The sequence below is a fragment of the Bradyrhizobium sp. BWA-3-5 genome, assembly GCF_032917985.1.
Lineage (GTDB): Bacteria > Pseudomonadota > Alphaproteobacteria > Rhizobiales > Xanthobacteraceae > Bradyrhizobium.
Genome location: NZ_CP136626.1, coordinates 349,325 through 363,323 on the forward strand (window position 1 = coordinate 349,325; position 13,999 = coordinate 363,323).

Here is a 13,999-nt window from a genome sequence, read left to right on the forward strand (position 1 = left end):
CCTGGCTCTTGAAATCAGGCGATTTTTATCTTCGGCTGAAACGCCGACAATATCGCACCCAGCGCTAGCATCGCGGCGGAGACATTGAGCGCGAACGACAGGCTGCCGGCCACGTCCGTGATCGCGCCGATCACGATCGGCCCGAGCGTCTGGCCGATGCCGAAAGAAATCGTCATCGCGGCAATCGCCGCCGGCCAGGCCTGCGGCGGATAATTGAAGCGCACAAAGGCGGTGGTGGAGCCGACCACGGCGAAGAAGGCGACGCCGAACACCAGTGCCGAGGTCGCCAGCAGCCACACTGATTGCCCGAAGATCGGCAGTGCGGCGCCGACCGCGTTGACGCCGAGGATGATCGTGGTGGCGAGGCCGCCGCGATCGAGCGCGAGCACGCGCCGCCACACCCAGGGTGTCACGAAGGCGCTGATGCCGATCAGGCTCCAGAACGCGCTTTGCGCCGCCGCACCGCCGCCGGCGTCACGGACAAAGGCGATCATGAAGGTCATGTAGGCGATATAGCCGGCGCCGAACAGGAAGTAGGCCGCCAGATAGATCACGACCGGCAGGACCGCGAATTTCGCCGCTGTCTTCGCCGTGGCTGTGACACCGTCATGCAGCGGCGCTGATAGCACCGGGATCGTCATGACCGCGCCAAGCAGCGTCATCGCCCACCACACGATCCACCACGAGCCCGGCCCAAATCCCTGCAGCACGAACGGCGCCACCAGTCCCGACGCAAGGATGCCGACGCCGGGGCCGGCATAGAACAGGCTGAGCAGAAAGTTCGCGCGCTCGGGCCGCGACTGCGCGATCGTTGCGGCCAGCGTGCCGCCGCCGACAAAGCCGGCCGCGGCGCCGACGCCGGCCAGGAGCCGCGCAAAGGTCAGGACGTAGAAATTACCTGACAGGGCGCACAGCGCGAGCGACAGCACGCAGGCCAGCGTACCCCATCGCACCGAGGCCACCATGCCGAATTGTTTGATCATGCGCGAGGCGAAGAGCGCGCCCGCGAGGTAGCCGGCGGCGTTGACGGTGTTCATGAAGCCGGCCGCGGAATAGGACCACAGCAGCGTATCGCGCATATCCGGCAGCACCAGCGCATAGGCGAAGCGGCCGATGCCGAGCCCGACGGTCGGCGCCAGCGACAGGATCAGGATCAGCCGCGCAGGATGGGCGTAGGTCTGGTGAAGTTCTGGGGATCGCACTGAGTACTCCGGCAAGCCATTATATTGGCAGGCATAACTTGGCTTGCACAGGTGCAGCCGCCGCAACGGTGTCTTGCCAATCCTGCATCAGCCGATCAGAACCAGCACGACGCCGAGCACGGTCAGCGCGGTGCCCGCCACGATGCGGGCCGTGATTGAAATGTGCCGGAGCATGACGGCGCTCAGCGCCACCGTGACCAGCGGATAGATCGCGGCGAGCGGCGCCACCAGCGTGATCGGGCCGTTGCGGACCGCGGCGAACAAAGAGAGCGCGCTGAGGCCATTGCTGATTCCGGTCAGCGCAAACCAGAACAGGCCGGCGCGCGGCGCGTCGACGACGAAGCTGCCTTTGCGGAAGCGCTGCACCGTCAGCACCACCAGCGACGACATGACGTAGCCGATCAGGCAGGCCCAAAGCGGACTCGGCCAGATCGCCAGCCCGAGCTTGACGACCGGTGGCACCACGCCGCGGATCAGCGCGCTGCACAGAGGCAGCAGCAGCGCCCAGCTTCGCCAGTGGCCGAGGTCGCGCGGGCGGGTCACCGAAATGATCGCCGCACCGGCTACCGCCACCACAAGGCCCACCAGTTGCGGCGGATGCAGCGGCTCGTGCAGCAGGATCACCGCCATGGCCACCGCAAACAGCGGCGCGAGGTTGCCGAGCGTTGAGGTGATGACCGGCCCGAGCGCCCGGTTCGAGGCGAAGGTCAGCAGCGTCAGCGAAGCCGGGAAGAACAGGCCGATGGCGATGAATACAGGCAGGCCCTCCCACACCACCGGCTCGCCCTGCAGGATCAGCGGTGACAGCAGCAGGAACAGGAGCGTGAAGGAGGGGACGCTGATCGCGGCCCCCGAGAGCGGCTCGACCGTCCGCAGGCCCAGTTGTGCCAGAACCACCCCGGCGCCGAGAAAGCCCGCCGAAGCAAAGGCGTAGATGATGGCTGATGTCATGAAGCCGTCTTGGCGCCTTCTTGAGGTGGGCTTGCGGGTTGATCGTTCCCCGCCTTTTTGGCCTGTCTGCGATGCCTTGCCAATCCGCCTCCGGGGCTTTAGCACTCCGCCCGGATTTCACATTTTTCCGTCATGGCCGGGCTTGTCCCGGCCATCCACGTCTTGTTTGCGAGGAAGACGTGGATGCCCGGCACAAGGCCGGGCACGACGAGCTGGAGGTAAACGACCATGGCGACCCATAAACTGCTGCTTCTCCCCGGCGACGGTATCGGCCCCGAAGTGATGGGCGAGGTGCAGCGCCTGATCGACTGGCTGAACAAGCAGGGCATCGCGTCATTCGAGACCGAGCAGGGGCTGGTCGGCGGCGCCGCCTACGACGCGCACAAGGTTTCCATCAGCGAAGGCGACATGGCCAAGGCCCTGGCTTCCGACGCCATCATCTTCGGCGCGGTCGGCGGGCCGAAGTGGGACAGCGTTCCCTACGAGGCGCGTCCCGAGGCCGGCCTGCTGCGGCTGCGCAAGGATCTCGGCCTGTTCGCCAATCTGCGGCCTGCCGTGTGTTATCCGGCGCTGGCGGATGCCTCCAGCCTGAAGCGCGAGGCGGTCGAGGGCCTCGACATCATGATCGTGCGCGAACTGACCGGCGGCGTCTATTTCGGCGAGCCGAAGACGATCACCGATCTCGGCAACGGCCAGAAGCGCGCCATCGATACCCAGGTCTACGACACCTATGAGATCGAGCGCATCGGCCGCGTCGCCTTTGACCTGGCGCGCAAGCGCCGCAACAAGGTGACATCGATGGAAAAGCGCAACGTCATGAAGTCGGGCGTGCTCTGGAACGAGGTGATGACGCAGGTCCATGCGCGCGAATACAAGGACGTGACGCTGGAGCATCAACTCGCCGATTCCGGCGGCATGATGCTGGTGAAGGCGCCGAAACAGTTCGACGTGATCGTCACGGATAACCTGTTCGGCGACATGCTGTCCGATATCGCCGCGATGCTGACCGGCTCGCTCGGCATGCTGCCGTCGGCCTCGCTCGGCGAAATCGACGCCAAGACGAACAAGCGCCGCTCGCTGTTCGAGCCGGTGCACGGCTCGGCGCCCGACATTGCCGGCAAGGGCCTCGCCAATCCGATCGCGATGATCTCCTCGTTCGGCATGGCGCTGCGCTATTCCTTCGACATGGGCGAACTCGCCGACAAGGTCGATGCGGCGATCGCGGCCGTGCTCGCCAGCGGGCTGCGCACTGCTGACATCAAGTCGGAAGGTGCGACGGCGGCATCCACCACGCAGATGGGCGAGGCGATCATCAAGGAGCTGCAGAAGCTTCACGCCTAAAGATACAAGGGTGCGGCCCGGATGCGCTCCGCGTCATCCGGGTGACACGGAAAGTCAGTAGAGCCGTTACATGGACGGATCGCATCGGCCGAAGATCGGGGAAACTGTTGTCCACGAAACGGTGCGGCTGCGCGAGGCCGACATTGGCCGGCGCTGCGAGGTCTTGCAAAACACCCGCATCGAATATGCTTCCCTCGGCGACTACTCCTATCTCGGCGAGAATTGCGAGGTCGCGGATGCCGCGATCGGAAAATTCACGGCGATCGCCAACTCGGTCCGGATCGGCGCGCCCAACCACCCAATGGGCCGCCCGTCGCAGCACCGCTTCACCTATGTGCCGGAATATTATGAGGCGACGGGAACGCGCGATCACGATTTCTTCGCGGAGCGCCGCAGTGATCGGGTCACCGTCGGCAATGATTGCTGGATCGGGCACGCCGCGATTCTCCTGCCGGGCGTGAGGGTCGGCGATGGCGCCGTCATCGCCGCCGGCGCGGTGGTCAGCCGCGACGTGCCGCCCTACACGGTGGTCGGCGGCGTTCCAGCCCGCCCGATCCGGCAGCGCTTTCCCGATGACATTGCTGAAAGCCTGCGCCGTATCGCATGGTGGGATTGGCCGGATGGGTTGATCTTCGAACGCCTGGACGATTTTCGTTCCGAGGCGATCGAAGAGTTTTGCAGGCGCTACGATCCGGCATTCGCTGCGACTGGGTAAAGGCGGACGTGGCAGTCACTCGCTGTCGTCTCGGCCTGAGCCGGGACCCAACCACCGTCGTTCGTGATTAGGCGAAGTCGTCGAACAGCCTTCTCAAATGGAAAGGCCGGCGTATGGGTTCCTGCATTCGCAGGAACGACGAAATGCAGCGTGGGCCTATCGCGCTCAGTACAGCGGGAAGCGCTGCGGATAGCCGCCCATGTCGGATGGCGGGTTGAGCGGCTGGCGATCGATCGGGCGGTTGAGGTTTTCGCGCGCGAACGTCGGATAGCCATGCTCCGGCGGGAAGGCGTAATCCTGAAACTTGCGGTCGCCGGGCAGCACTTCGGTGCCGGCATCGAGCCAGGAGCGCGTGGTGACGTAGACGCGGGTGCGCGGGCCCTGCTGATACACCCGGTTCGGGCCGCTCGGGCCGTAATAGGGACGGCCATCCCGGTCATAGCGCGGCGGCTTGGACTGGGCGCTGGCGGCGGTCGCGCTGACCGCAACGAGGGCGGCCGCAGCAAGCAGCGTCGCGAGCTTGCTCGCAGCGGGGAATTTTCGGGTCATTGCTTCCTCGTCATTAGCTACCCCCGAGGGGGCCTGGCGGATCGCCAAATCTCTCTGCCCGTATTGTAGCCGTGGCGCGACCATCATCGCTAGGTCAATTGCGCCACACCGCGCCGGAATAATGCGAGGCGAGGCCAAAAAGTTTCATGAAAACCAGTGTCTTGGCCGCTTGTTGCCACAATTATAGGGGGCAGCTGAACTGGTTGCCATCCGGCACGGAGCTACAGCGCGCCGCGCAGCCGCGGATTATCGGTGCCCATCACCCAGTCGGCCGACAGCATCGGGGAACCCGAGCTTCCGCAATCGCTGCGCCGAAGCTCGGCCTGGGCGAACAGTTGCGCCAGTTTCGCGTCATGGCCGGCGGAAAGCAGGATGAGCCGGTTCAGCATGCAGGAGATCGCGGACCGCCGGGCCGGCACGTCCGCGCCCTGGCATGACCAGCCGGAGAGACGGAATTTCGGCTCGTCGACATTCCTGTAGAATCGGAGGCAGGCGTGGGCGGCCTCCGGGCCGCCAACCCGGCGAAACAGCGTCACGGCGCCGAACTTGCTGTCGATGATTCCAGCGGCTTCCAGTTCGCGCGTGCCGGCCGGGTCCATTCGCGCGGCAAGGTAGCCGGCGGCCGAGCCGACCTGATCGATTTCCGTGCCGGGGCGATAGATTTCGAGCTCGGCGACCGGCGTGCCGCCGCCGCCGCTCCACCGGAAGACGTCCTTACGGCCACCCTCGGGGTGCCGAAGGATCTCATAAGTCTCTGCCTTGCCTGGAAAAATGAACTGGCTGACGGCGAATGCCGGGATGCTGCGCTCAGCCTGGCTCCAGGCCTTCGGCGCGGACTCGGCGATGGCGATATCGGGCAGATGGTTCCATAGCGCGATACCGCAAATGGCCATCAGCGCCAGCACCATCAGGTAGGCGCAGAGCCGCGCCAGCGTGCCGCAGACCTCGTCCGCAAAGCTTGCGAGCGCCGGGTGAATTCTCGCCCTATATGAGAAATTGGCCGTTCTGGCCGGAAACGAATGCATCAAACGTCCAAACGCAACCGTCACACGTTGTCTAGATTCTTGTTTTGACGCGTTTTCTTCACGCGAACCGGTATCCACTTCGCTCGAAAACGCTATAAGGACGTTTCTCGCATAGAAGCGCTGCCGTCTCCCTTTCGCCTGAGGCGGCGGGGCGGCATTTTTCCTCGGAGAGTGAACGATGGGTTACAAAGTCGCTGTCGTCGGTGCGACCGGCAATGTCGGGCGCGAAATGCTCAACATCCTCGACGAGCGCAAATTCCCCGCCGACGAGGTCGTGGTGCTGGCCTCGCGCCGCAGCGTCGGCGTCGAGGTCTCCTATGGCGACCGCACGCTGAAGGTCAAGGCGCTCGAGCATTACGACTTCTCCGACATCGACATCTGCCTGATGTCGGCCGGCGGATCGGTGTCGAAGGAATGGTCGCCGAAGATCGGCGCCGCAGGCGCGGTCGTGATCGACAATTCGTCGGCCTGGCGCATGGACCCCGACGTGCCGCTGATCGTGCCGGAAGTGAACGCCGACGCGGCGAAGGATTTTGCGAAGAAGAACATCATCGCCAACCCGAACTGCTCGACCGCGCAGCTCGTCGTGGCGCTGAAGCCGCTGCACGACAAGGCCACTATCAAGCGCGTCGTGGTCTCGACCTACCAGTCGGTATCGGGCGCCGGCAAGGATGCGATGGACGAACTGTTCTCGCAGACCAAGGCCGTCTATACCAATGACGAGCTGGTCAACAAGAAATTCCCCAAGCGCATCGCCTTCAACGTCATCCCCCACATCGACGTCTTCATGGAGGACGGCTACACCAAGGAAGAGTGGAAGATGATGGCGGAGACCAAGAAGATTCTTGATCCCAAGATCAAGCTTTCCGCGACCTGCGTGCGCGTGCCCGTCTTCGTCGGCCATTCGGAGGCCGTCAACATCGAGTTCGAGAACCCGATCACCGCCGACGACGCCCGCAACATCCTGCGCAATGCGCCGGGCTGCCTCGTCATCGACAAGCAGGAGCCCGGCGGCTACGTCACGCCGTACGAGGCTGCCGGCGAGGACGCCACCTATATCAGCCGCATCCGCGAGGACGCGACGGTGGAGAACGGCCTCGTGCTGTGGTGCGTTTCCGACAACCTCCGCAAGGGCGCCGCGCTGAACGCGGTGCAGATCGCCGAATGCCTGATCAACCGCAAGCTGATTAGCGCGAAGAAGAAGGCGGCGTAAGTCTCGGCGAATAGGGAATAGCGAATAGCGAATGAAATTTTGCCCTATTCGCTACTCGCCATTCGCTAATCACTAGCCCGCACGCTGCGAAACTCCTTCTCCGCCCGGTCGAGCACAAACAGCGAGCCCTCGGCGACGCCGAAATAGGCGCCGTGCAGTTCCATCTCGCCGCGCTCGACGCGGGCGCGCACGAAGGGGAAGGTCATCAGATTTTCCAGTGAGCGGAAGATCGCGGCCTTCTCGATCCTGACGGTGAAGTCCTGCATCGTCTCGCGCTCGCGCTGTTCGACGACTTCGCCCGGCTTGATGAACATCGCCATCCAGCGGCCGATGAAATCGCCCGGCGACAGCGGATCGATCTTGTCGATGAAAGCGCGGATGCCGCCGCACTGGGCATGGCCGAGCACGACGATATGATTGATGCGGAGCACGTTGACGGCATACTCCAGCGCCGCCGAGACGCCGTGGGCGCCGCCGTCGGGCTCGTACACCGGCACCAGATTGGCGACGTTGCGCACCACGAAGAGCTCACCCGGACCGGCATCAAAAATCACTTCAGGCGAGACGCGGGAATCGCAGCAGCCGATCACCATCACGGCGGGCGACTGGCCGCGCTCGGAAAGTTCCCGGTAGCGCGTCTGTTCGGTCGGCAGGCGCTGTGAGGCGAAGGCGCGGTAGCCGTCGATCAGATGTTGGGGGAATGACGATGCCATGATCTCTCTGCCTGTGTTGGGCGCATGCCTAACCATAGACCGGTGACCGGAACAAGGCTTTCGAACCCCGGTTTGAAATGTTAGGGCGTGGGGCCCAAGCTCCCAGAGGAAACCAGCCCATGATCCGTCCGCGCCGCAGCCTGTTGTTCATGCCGGGGTCTAACGCGCGGGCGCTGGAAAAGGCACGCACGCTGCCGGCCGACGGCATCATCCTCGACCTTGAGGATTCGGTGGCGCCGGACGCCAAGGCGGCGGCGCGCGACCAGATTGCCAAGGCCGTCATGGCCGGCGGGTTCGGCAAGCGCGAGGTGCTGATCCGGGTCAACAGCCTCGATACGCCATGGTGGGTCGAGGACGTCACCATGGCCGGCAAGGCGAAGCCCGACGGCATCCTGGTTCCCAAGATTTCTACCGTGGCTGACCTCAACGCGATCGCCAACCGTCTCAGCGACATCAACGCCGACATGTCGATCCGTGTCTGGGCCATGATCGAAACCGCCCGTGCCGTGCTCGATGCCGACAAGCTGGCCGCCGCGTCCCGCGATTCCGAGACGCGCCTGGCGGGCTTCGTGTTCGGTCCCAATGATATTTCGCGGGAGACGCGGATCCGGATGCAGCCGGGCCGCGCGGCGATGATCCCGATGATCACCCACTGCATCCTGGCGACGCGTGCGCACGGGCTGGAAATTCTCGACGGCCCCTACAGCGACATCAGCAATATCGACGGTTTTGCCACCGAATGCGCGCAGGGCCGCGACCTCGGCTTCGACGGCAAGACGTTGATCCATCCGAGCCACATCGAGGCCTGCAACGCGATCTTCACGCCGCCGGCCGAGGAGGTCGATCAGGCCCGCAAGATCATCGCGGCATTCGAGAAGCCGGAAAACGTTTCGCGCGGCGCGATCCAGCTCGACGGGCGAATGGTGGAGCGGCTGCATGCCGACATGGCGCGGCGGACGATTGCGATCGCAGATGCGATCGCGGCGATGGCAAACTAGTTCCGCCTCAGACTCAGGATGTAGCTTGCGAGGTCGTCGGCCTGTTCAGGGGTGATGATCAGATCAGGCATCCTGTGGTGGCTGGTCGTGAAGAATACTTTCAGCGACAGCGCCGTTGTCGACGGCCGGTTGGCGATCCTGGCGAAATCCGGCGGCCCGCCGCGGGCGCCGGCGGTATTGGCCTCGATCGCGTGACAATCCCTGCACCACGCCTCGGCAAGACGGTGTCGAGCCGCAATGCCTTCTGACGGCAGCGGGGCGCCGCTTGCACTGTGCAGCCGGACGAACAGCAGCACCGCGAGTGCGCCGAGAAGTGCGAGCAGGACCTGCAGCCAGATGGAATGGGCCATCGTCGGCATCCCCCCGCGCGGGTCTTACTTCGCTGGCTGCTGGCTCAGGCCGTCGATGGTCGGCGCGTTGCCACAGTATTCTTCATAATGCGCGGCGGCGGTACCGGCGGCGAGATCCTTGTCGCACTGGCGCTTGTGGATGCACATCGAGCAGACCCGCTCCATGTCGCGCAGCACGAGCGGTTCGGTGCGCGCCAGATCGTCCTGATCGATGCCGAGTGCGGTAAGCATCTTCGGCAGCTCATCGGCAGCATGCGGTCCCTGGCAGACCAGCGCCTCGAGATCGGCGGACGACATTCGCAGGTCGCTCGCGATCTGGCCGAAATTGGCGGCGTCCATCTCGCGCATTTCCCGCAGTTCGCGCCGGTGCTTCAGCCATTCAGCGAAGATATCGACCATGCGGGTGACGGTGGGATAGGGCATTTCCTGAACGGTCATGGCACGGCTCCCTTGGGGTGCTTTGATGGTCCAAGGTGCGCGCAAATCCGGGCGCGGTCGTTGCGCTGGATCAAATTTGGGGGGTGCTATCCGCCAAACCTCTCCGCCGCCCAGGCATAAAGACTGCCCGGGAGCGGCTTCTCGCCGCCGCGGCCTTTTGGCGAGATGTGCAGTCCGATGATGTCGGGATCGGTCAGCAGGCCTGAAAATTCCGTTGGCTCAAAAAACAGCTTTGGCTCGGCGTGCACCGCGTAGAACGACTGCTTCGGCAGTGCGTGCTGCAATTCGTTCGCACGGCGCGCCAGCGCGGTGAGGGCGGCGGGGCCGTAGATGGCGATGCGGATGTCGGAGAGACGGCTCGACCGCCGGCGCAGCTGGCGCAGCATGAAGGTGAGGCGATGGCGCAGCGCCAGCCAGTCCGGCACCAGATCCTCCTGCTCCATCAGCGCGGCGAACGCGCGCACGATCGGATCATCCGCAGGCAGGTACAGGACGGAATTGCCGAGCTGGCGGCGGCGCTCCCAGGCGAAGTAAGGTCTTGCCGGATCGATCTCGATCGGCTTCAGCAGGAGAACGTCGGCGTCGAGCCACAGGCCGGCGCGCTCCGCCATCAGCCGCATGCGGAAGAAGTCGCTGAACTGTAGGATCGTCCAGTCGCGCCAGCGGCCATCAGGCTCGGGCGGGCGCAGCCGCTCGGAGAAGGAATGCGGCAGGATCGCTTCCGCCTCGGCATTGCCGACGCCATCGGGCAGGCCTGGCAGCGGATCGAAGCTATAGACGGTGACCTTGTGGCCGGCGGCAACCTGCGACCTCAGGCAGGTCAGCCGCAGCCCGTCGAGCGGACCGTGCCAGAAGGTGACGACGTCAGGCCGCATCTGCGCCATCTCCACTTAACGAAAGAGCCCCGAGGTAATCGGGGCTCTGGTAACACCATCGGGCAGCACGATCAGGCCCAGGCGCGCTCTTTCTTCAGCTTCGCCTCGTAATCGTCGATCGACGCCTTCTTTTCCATGGTGAGGCCGATGTCGTCGAGGCCGTTCATAAGGCAGTGCTTGCGGAACGGGTCGATCTCGAACTTGACCTTGCCGCCGTCGGGGCCGCGGATCTCCTGGTTGGGGAGGTCGATGGTCAGCGTCGCGTTGGCGCCGCGCTCGGCATCGTCGAACAGTTTGTCGAGGTCTTCCTGCGCAACGCGGATCGGCAGAATGCCGTTCTTGAAGCAGTTGTTGTAGAAGATGTCGCCGAACGAGGTCGAGATCACGCAGCGGATGCCGAAATCCAGCAGCGCCCACGGCGCGTGCTCGCGGCTCGAGCCGCAGCCGAAATTGTCGCCGGCGACCAGCACCTTGGCATTGCGATAGGCCGGCTGGTTGAGCACGAAGTCCGGGTTCTCGCTGCCGTCGTCCTTGTAGCGCTGTTCCGAGAAAAGCCCCTTGCCAAGGCCGGTGCGCTTGATGGTCTTCAGGTACTGCTTCGGAATGATCATGTCGGTGTCGACATTGATGATCTTCAGGGGGGCAGCTACGCCTTCCAGGGTGGTGAACTTTTCCATCGATCGCACTTCCCGGTTGAAAAGGTGGGACGGGCCGCTGATTTATCGCGAATACGGCCCCGGCAAAAGGCCAATTTACGCATAGGCCGCCTGTTCTGGCGCGTTCCGGACGAACCGTCCGCCATTCGAGGGAAGCGGCCTAGCCTGCGGCCGCCTCGATCGCCTCCATATCGGCGTCCGACAGGCCGAAATGGTGCCCGATCTCGTGGATCAGGACGTGGCGGACGATATGGCCGAGCGTTTCCTCGTGCTCGGCCCAGTAGTCCAGGATCGGCCGCCGGTAGAGCCATATCATGTTGGGCAGCCGGGCGACGTCGCCGTGGCTCTGCTGCGGCAGGCCGATGCCTTGAAACAGGCCGAGCAGGTCGAATTCGCTTTGTGCCTGCATCTCGTCCAGCACCTCGTCGGTCGGGAAATCATCGACGCGGATGATCACACCCTCGCAGAGCGTTCGAAACGTCTTGGGCAGACGTTCGAACACCTCATGGGCCATGGCTTCCATTTCGGCGAGCGAGGGGGCTTTTGCTTCTGTCCACATCAGGACGTATTTAGCGTGTGTTATGGCCGTGCGCATTATGGTTTTGCGAGTTGACCTCAGGGCTCCAATCGGAGACCGTGCGAGCGTGATCAGGCGTGGGTGGACTAGATGAAACGGATTGTGACGGTTGCAATGTGGGCTGCCCTTGCCGGGCTCGTGCTGCCGGCCGCGACAGCCCGCGCCCAGACGGCGGCGCCGGAACTCAAGGCGGCGCCGAAGCCTGACGCGGCCGTCACTGATATGTCCGCGCAGCGCCGCCGTCCGCTGCGCCGCGTGCCGATCTATAGTCAGGAGTGGGCGCCCAGCGTCTATCCGCGCTACAACCCCGGTCCCAACGCCGTGCGCGACTGCACCGCGCATTACGTGCAGGAGTACCGGCCGAGCGGCACGGTGATCACCCCGCGCATGAATTGCTACTGGCGGCCGGGCTAGTTTCTTCCATTTGTCGTGCGCAAGTTTTCCGCGTGATCGCCTGACGGCGGTTCGCGCGTCGTTGCGCGTGCATTGATCGTCGCGAAAGCGGCGGCCTTCGTTCATCTTCGTGGCGCCTTCATTCAGGACGCATTCAAGTCGCGGACGCCATATTGCGTGCAACGTCGCGACGAGCCGTTCGGCGCAGGCGTGACACACGAAGGAGAGATTTCATGCAGTTCACGAAGCTTCTCGGGCTCGCGGCCGTTGGCGCGCTGCTCGCGCTCGCTACGCCGGCGAATGCCGTGTCGCTCAGCAATCCCGGCGCCGCCGCAGCCGTTCAGGAAGATGCCAGGCTGGCGACGACGGAAGTTCACTGGCGGCACCATCACCACCATCGGTGGCACCGCTGGCATCATCATCGCCACCATCACCACCGCCACTGGCATCGGGGGTGATGCGGCAGCAAGACGCAGCCATCGAGCAGGCCCGTTCATCGCGGGCCTGTTTTGATTTATGGCGCTCGCCTTGAAACTGGCGAGATCGCGCTCCGTTATCTCTCACCTCACGATCGGTCACTGGAGTACATCATGAGGAGTTTGATTTCTGCAGCCCTTGTCGCAGGCGCGCTCGCGATCGCCGCGCAGGGAGCGATTGGCAGCGCGGCCGCGGCGCCGCAGGCAAAGGCGCAAACCGCCAGCACGTCCGACGTCACCGATTTCAGCGCGCATCGCTATCACCGGCGCCACTACCGCCATTACGGCTATTATCGTCCGTATTATCGCCCCCATTATTACGCGCGGCCGATCTACTATCGCCCGTATCCCTACGACACGCCTGCGCCGTTTATCTTCGGCATCGGGTTCGGTCCCCGCTGGTAGTGAGGCAGCGGAAAAGTTTTTCAACGCGTTCATCTCGACGACGGGTGCATTCATGGCGCGTTCACGTGCCTGTCTTTAACGTTATGTCGGGAGCGACACCGCAAATGAAAGCGACGGGGATCAACCGCAATGCGGTTGAGGGCGCGCCGTCGCGGTGAGGGAGGATTCATCCATGTCGATATCCGATCCCGGACGCGGTCTTGTCCGCCGTCTGGGCATTACGGCTGCGGCGCTGGTTGCGTTCGCGGCGGCATCACATCAGCGCGCCGAGGCGCTCTCGCTCGCGAGTCCCGGCGCGGCTCCATCCGTCAAATATGCAACCGATGGTCTTGCGACCGAAGTACGCCATGGCGGCGGTGGTGGCGGCTTCCGCGGTGGTGGCGGAGGCTTCCACGGTGGCGGTGGGTTTCGTGGCGGCGGCGGCGGATTTCACGGCGGTGGATTTAGAGGCGGCGGCTTTCATGGCGGCGGTTTCCGAGGCGGCGGGTTTGCGATTCACCGCGGCGGCGGCTTTCGCGCCGCGCCGATCTATCGTGGCGGCGGCTATCGCGTAGGCCGGCCCTTCTACGGCTATCGCCACGCCTACTACCGGCCCCATTTCTATCACCACCGGCGTCACTTCCACCGGCGCTTCTACTACGCGCCGTCCTATTACTATCCGCGTTACTATGGCTACTACCCGCGATACTGCCGCATCGTCTGGACCTATTACGGGCCGCGGAAGATCTGCCGGTACCGTCCGTGGTGGCGGCATCACTGGCGCTACCGCTATTACGGATGGTGAGGAATGTTGAAACGAAACAGGCGCCCGACGGGCGCCTGTTGTTCGAGCGGGGATGATTCCGGCCGGCTCACCAATCCTTGCCTTCCCAGGGCTTGACCTTCCACGGCGTGAGCTTCTCCATCCGCCACTGGTACCAGTGGTCGGGCGGCCAGTGGCTGAGGCGCGAGACTTCCTTGGTGGCGATGGTTTGAAGGTCGACGATGCGCGGCGTGCGACGACGCACCTGCTTCGTCGCCTCGCTGATCATATCGACATATTCGTACTTGTCGGTCACGGCCAAGGTCCCTCGCGAAAGCCTCTTCGCAAGGGACCAGTGTGCGCTCTGCCTGTTAACGCAG

The 13,999-nt window shown here is 64.1% G+C and carries 19 protein-coding genes; 7 read left to right on the forward strand and 12 right to left on the reverse strand.

Annotated elements, in window-relative coordinates:
- Window positions 1-14: 14 nt before the first annotated feature.
- Together RX331_RS01650 and RX331_RS01655 are read right to left on the reverse strand one after the other, a co-directional pair.
- Window positions 15-1,202 (reverse strand): YbfB/YjiJ family MFS transporter, encoded by a 1,188-nt coding sequence (locus tag RX331_RS01650; protein ID WP_317254935.1) that lies wholly within the window; start codon window positions 1,200-1,202, stop codon window positions 15-17.
- A gap of 87 nt (window positions 1,203-1,289) precedes the next feature.
- On the reverse strand, window positions 1,290-2,153 hold the full coding sequence (locus RX331_RS01655; RefSeq protein ID WP_317254936.1) for an EamA family transporter: 864 nt from the start codon (window positions 2,151-2,153) through the stop codon (window positions 1,290-1,292).
- Window positions 2,154-2,381: 228 nt separating this feature from the next.
- Here RX331_RS01655 and leuB point away from each other — a divergent pair, with 228 nt between their 5' ends.
- Both leuB and RX331_RS01665 read left to right on the forward strand, forming a co-directional pair.
- Complete coding sequence (gene leuB / locus RX331_RS01660) at window positions 2,382-3,494, forward strand: 3-isopropylmalate dehydrogenase (RefSeq protein ID WP_317254937.1); 1,113 nt, start codon at window positions 2,382-2,384, stop codon at window positions 3,492-3,494.
- A 70-nt stretch (window positions 3,495-3,564) separates the two neighbouring features.
- Entirely contained in the window at window positions 3,565-4,209 is a 645-nt protein-coding gene (locus tag RX331_RS01665) for a DapH/DapD/GlmU-related protein (protein WP_317254938.1), read from the forward strand.
- A gap of 165 nt (window positions 4,210-4,374) precedes the next feature.
- On the opposite strand, the gene RX331_RS01670 is transcribed toward RX331_RS01665, so the two are convergent.
- On the reverse strand, window positions 4,375-4,758 hold the full coding sequence (locus tag RX331_RS01670; protein WP_317254939.1) for a hypothetical protein: 384 nt from the start codon (window positions 4,756-4,758) through the stop codon (window positions 4,375-4,377).
- A 221-nt stretch (window positions 4,759-4,979) separates the two neighbouring features.
- Complete coding sequence (locus RX331_RS01675) at window positions 4,980-5,783, reverse strand: hypothetical protein (RefSeq protein ID WP_317254940.1); 804 nt, start codon at window positions 5,781-5,783, stop codon at window positions 4,980-4,982.
- A gap of 178 nt (window positions 5,784-5,961) precedes the next feature.
- Between RX331_RS01675 and RX331_RS01680 the strand changes: the two genes are divergently transcribed.
- Window positions 5,962-6,996 (forward strand): aspartate-semialdehyde dehydrogenase, encoded by a 1,035-nt coding sequence (locus RX331_RS01680; RefSeq protein WP_317254941.1) that lies wholly within the window; start codon window positions 5,962-5,964, stop codon window positions 6,994-6,996.
- A gap of 65 nt (window positions 6,997-7,061) precedes the next feature.
- Here RX331_RS01680 and RX331_RS01685 read toward each other — a convergent pair whose 3' ends face one another.
- Window positions 7,062-7,709: a carbonic anhydrase gene (locus RX331_RS01685; protein WP_317254942.1), complete on the reverse strand. Its 648-nt coding sequence runs from the start codon at window positions 7,707-7,709 to the stop codon at window positions 7,062-7,064.
- Window positions 7,710-7,828: 119 nt separating this feature from the next.
- On the opposite strand from RX331_RS01685, the gene RX331_RS01690 reads away from it, so the two are divergent.
- Window positions 7,829-8,707 carry a CoA ester lyase gene (locus RX331_RS01690; protein WP_317254943.1) on the forward strand — a complete coding sequence of 293 codons (879 nt, stop codon included), beginning with the start codon at window positions 7,829-7,831 and terminating at the stop codon, window positions 8,705-8,707.
- On the opposite strand, the gene RX331_RS01695 is transcribed toward RX331_RS01690, so the two are convergent.
- The 5 genes from RX331_RS01695 to RX331_RS01715 form a co-directional block, all read right to left on the reverse strand.
- The gene (locus tag RX331_RS01695; protein WP_317254944.1) at window positions 8,704-9,057 is read right to left on the reverse strand and encodes a cytochrome c; all 354 of its coding nucleotides are present in this window, start codon (window positions 9,055-9,057) and stop codon (window positions 8,704-8,706) included. The genes RX331_RS01690 and RX331_RS01695 overlap by 4 nt on opposite strands.
- A 24-nt stretch (window positions 9,058-9,081) precedes the next feature.
- The gene (locus RX331_RS01700) at window positions 9,082-9,495 is read right to left on the reverse strand and encodes a hypothetical protein (RefSeq protein ID WP_317254945.1); all 414 of its coding nucleotides are present in this window, start codon (window positions 9,493-9,495) and stop codon (window positions 9,082-9,084) included.
- A gap of 86 nt (window positions 9,496-9,581) precedes the next feature.
- Window positions 9,582-10,370, reverse strand: a complete 789-nt coding sequence (locus RX331_RS01705) for a hypothetical protein (RefSeq protein WP_317254946.1) — start codon at window positions 10,368-10,370, stop codon at window positions 9,582-9,584.
- Between the two features lie 71 nt (window positions 10,371-10,441).
- Window positions 10,442-11,047 carry a 3-isopropylmalate dehydratase small subunit gene (leuD, locus tag RX331_RS01710; protein WP_317254947.1) on the reverse strand — a complete coding sequence of 202 codons (606 nt, stop codon included), beginning with the start codon at window positions 11,045-11,047 and terminating at the stop codon, window positions 10,442-10,444.
- 139 nt (window positions 11,048-11,186) lie between these two features.
- Window positions 11,187-11,585, reverse strand: a complete 399-nt coding sequence (locus tag RX331_RS01715; RefSeq protein WP_317254948.1) for a metallopeptidase family protein — start codon at window positions 11,583-11,585, stop codon at window positions 11,187-11,189.
- A gap of 108 nt (window positions 11,586-11,693) precedes the next feature.
- Here RX331_RS01715 and RX331_RS01720 point away from each other — a divergent pair, with 108 nt between their 5' ends.
- Window positions 11,694-12,017 carry a hypothetical protein gene (locus RX331_RS01720; protein WP_317254949.1) on the forward strand — a complete coding sequence of 108 codons (324 nt, stop codon included), beginning with the start codon at window positions 11,694-11,696 and terminating at the stop codon, window positions 12,015-12,017.
- Between the two features lie 122 nt (window positions 12,018-12,139).
- Here the strand turns inward: RX331_RS01720 and RX331_RS01725 are convergent, their stop codons facing one another.
- Window positions 12,140-12,427 (reverse strand): hypothetical protein, encoded by a 288-nt coding sequence (locus RX331_RS01725; protein WP_317254950.1) that lies wholly within the window; start codon window positions 12,425-12,427, stop codon window positions 12,140-12,142.
- A gap of 159 nt (window positions 12,428-12,586) precedes the next feature.
- Here RX331_RS01725 and RX331_RS01730 point away from each other — a divergent pair, with 159 nt between their 5' ends.
- Both RX331_RS01730 and RX331_RS01735 read left to right on the forward strand, forming a co-directional pair.
- Window positions 12,587-12,877, forward strand: coding sequence for a hypothetical protein (locus RX331_RS01730; RefSeq protein ID WP_317254951.1), 291 nt, complete (start codon window positions 12,587-12,589; stop codon window positions 12,875-12,877).
- Window positions 12,878-13,049: 172 nt separating this feature from the next.
- Window positions 13,050-13,661, forward strand: a complete 612-nt coding sequence (locus RX331_RS01735) for a hypothetical protein (RefSeq protein WP_317254952.1) — start codon at window positions 13,050-13,052, stop codon at window positions 13,659-13,661.
- Window positions 13,662-13,728: 67 nt separating this feature from the next.
- Here RX331_RS01735 and RX331_RS01740 read toward each other — a convergent pair whose 3' ends face one another.
- On the reverse strand, window positions 13,729-13,935 hold the full coding sequence (locus tag RX331_RS01740; protein ID WP_317254953.1) for a hypothetical protein: 207 nt from the start codon (window positions 13,933-13,935) through the stop codon (window positions 13,729-13,731).
- Window positions 13,936-13,999: the final 64 nt, after the last annotated feature.

Excerpts from the sequence above, each read along its gene's own strand:
- RX331_RS01655 (WP_317254936.1), bottom strand. The coding sequence starts at position 2,153 with ATGACATCAGCCATCATCTACGCCTTTGCTTCGGCGGGCTTTCTCGGC.
- leuB (WP_317254937.1), top strand. The coding sequence starts at position 2,382 with ATGGCGACCCATAAACTGCTGCTTCTCCCCGGCGACGGTATCGGCCCC.
- RX331_RS01665 (WP_317254938.1), top strand. The coding sequence starts at position 3,565 with ATGGACGGATCGCATCGGCCGAAGATCGGGGAAACTGTTGTCCACGAA.
- RX331_RS01670 (WP_317254939.1), bottom strand. The coding sequence starts at position 4,758 with ATGACCCGAAAATTCCCCGCTGCGAGCAAGCTCGCGACGCTGCTTGCT.
- RX331_RS01675 (WP_317254940.1), bottom strand. The coding sequence starts at position 5,783 with ATGCATTCGTTTCCGGCCAGAACGGCCAATTTCTCATATAGGGCGAGA.
- RX331_RS01680 (WP_317254941.1), top strand. The coding sequence starts at position 5,962 with ATGGGTTACAAAGTCGCTGTCGTCGGTGCGACCGGCAATGTCGGGCGC.
- RX331_RS01685 (WP_317254942.1), bottom strand. The coding sequence starts at position 7,709 with ATGGCATCGTCATTCCCCCAACATCTGATCGACGGCTACCGCGCCTTC.
- RX331_RS01690 (WP_317254943.1), top strand. The coding sequence starts at position 7,829 with ATGATCCGTCCGCGCCGCAGCCTGTTGTTCATGCCGGGGTCTAACGCG.
- RX331_RS01695 (WP_317254944.1), bottom strand. The coding sequence starts at position 9,057 with ATGGCCCATTCCATCTGGCTGCAGGTCCTGCTCGCACTTCTCGGCGCA.
- RX331_RS01700 (WP_317254945.1), bottom strand. The coding sequence starts at position 9,495 with ATGACCGTTCAGGAAATGCCCTATCCCACCGTCACCCGCATGGTCGAT.
- RX331_RS01705 (WP_317254946.1), bottom strand. The coding sequence starts at position 10,370 with ATGCGGCCTGACGTCGTCACCTTCTGGCACGGTCCGCTCGACGGGCTG.
- leuD (WP_317254947.1), bottom strand. The coding sequence starts at position 11,047 with ATGGAAAAGTTCACCACCCTGGAAGGCGTAGCTGCCCCCCTGAAGATC.
- RX331_RS01715 (WP_317254948.1), bottom strand. The coding sequence starts at position 11,585 with ATGTGGACAGAAGCAAAAGCCCCCTCGCTCGCCGAAATGGAAGCCATG.
- RX331_RS01720 (WP_317254949.1), top strand. The coding sequence starts at position 11,694 with ATGAAACGGATTGTGACGGTTGCAATGTGGGCTGCCCTTGCCGGGCTC.
- RX331_RS01725 (WP_317254950.1), bottom strand. The coding sequence starts at position 12,427 with ATGGTGGCGATGATGATGCCAGCGGTGCCACCGATGGTGGTGATGGTG.
- RX331_RS01730 (WP_317254951.1), top strand. The coding sequence starts at position 12,587 with ATGAGGAGTTTGATTTCTGCAGCCCTTGTCGCAGGCGCGCTCGCGATC.
- RX331_RS01735 (WP_317254952.1), top strand. The coding sequence starts at position 13,050 with ATGTCGATATCCGATCCCGGACGCGGTCTTGTCCGCCGTCTGGGCATT.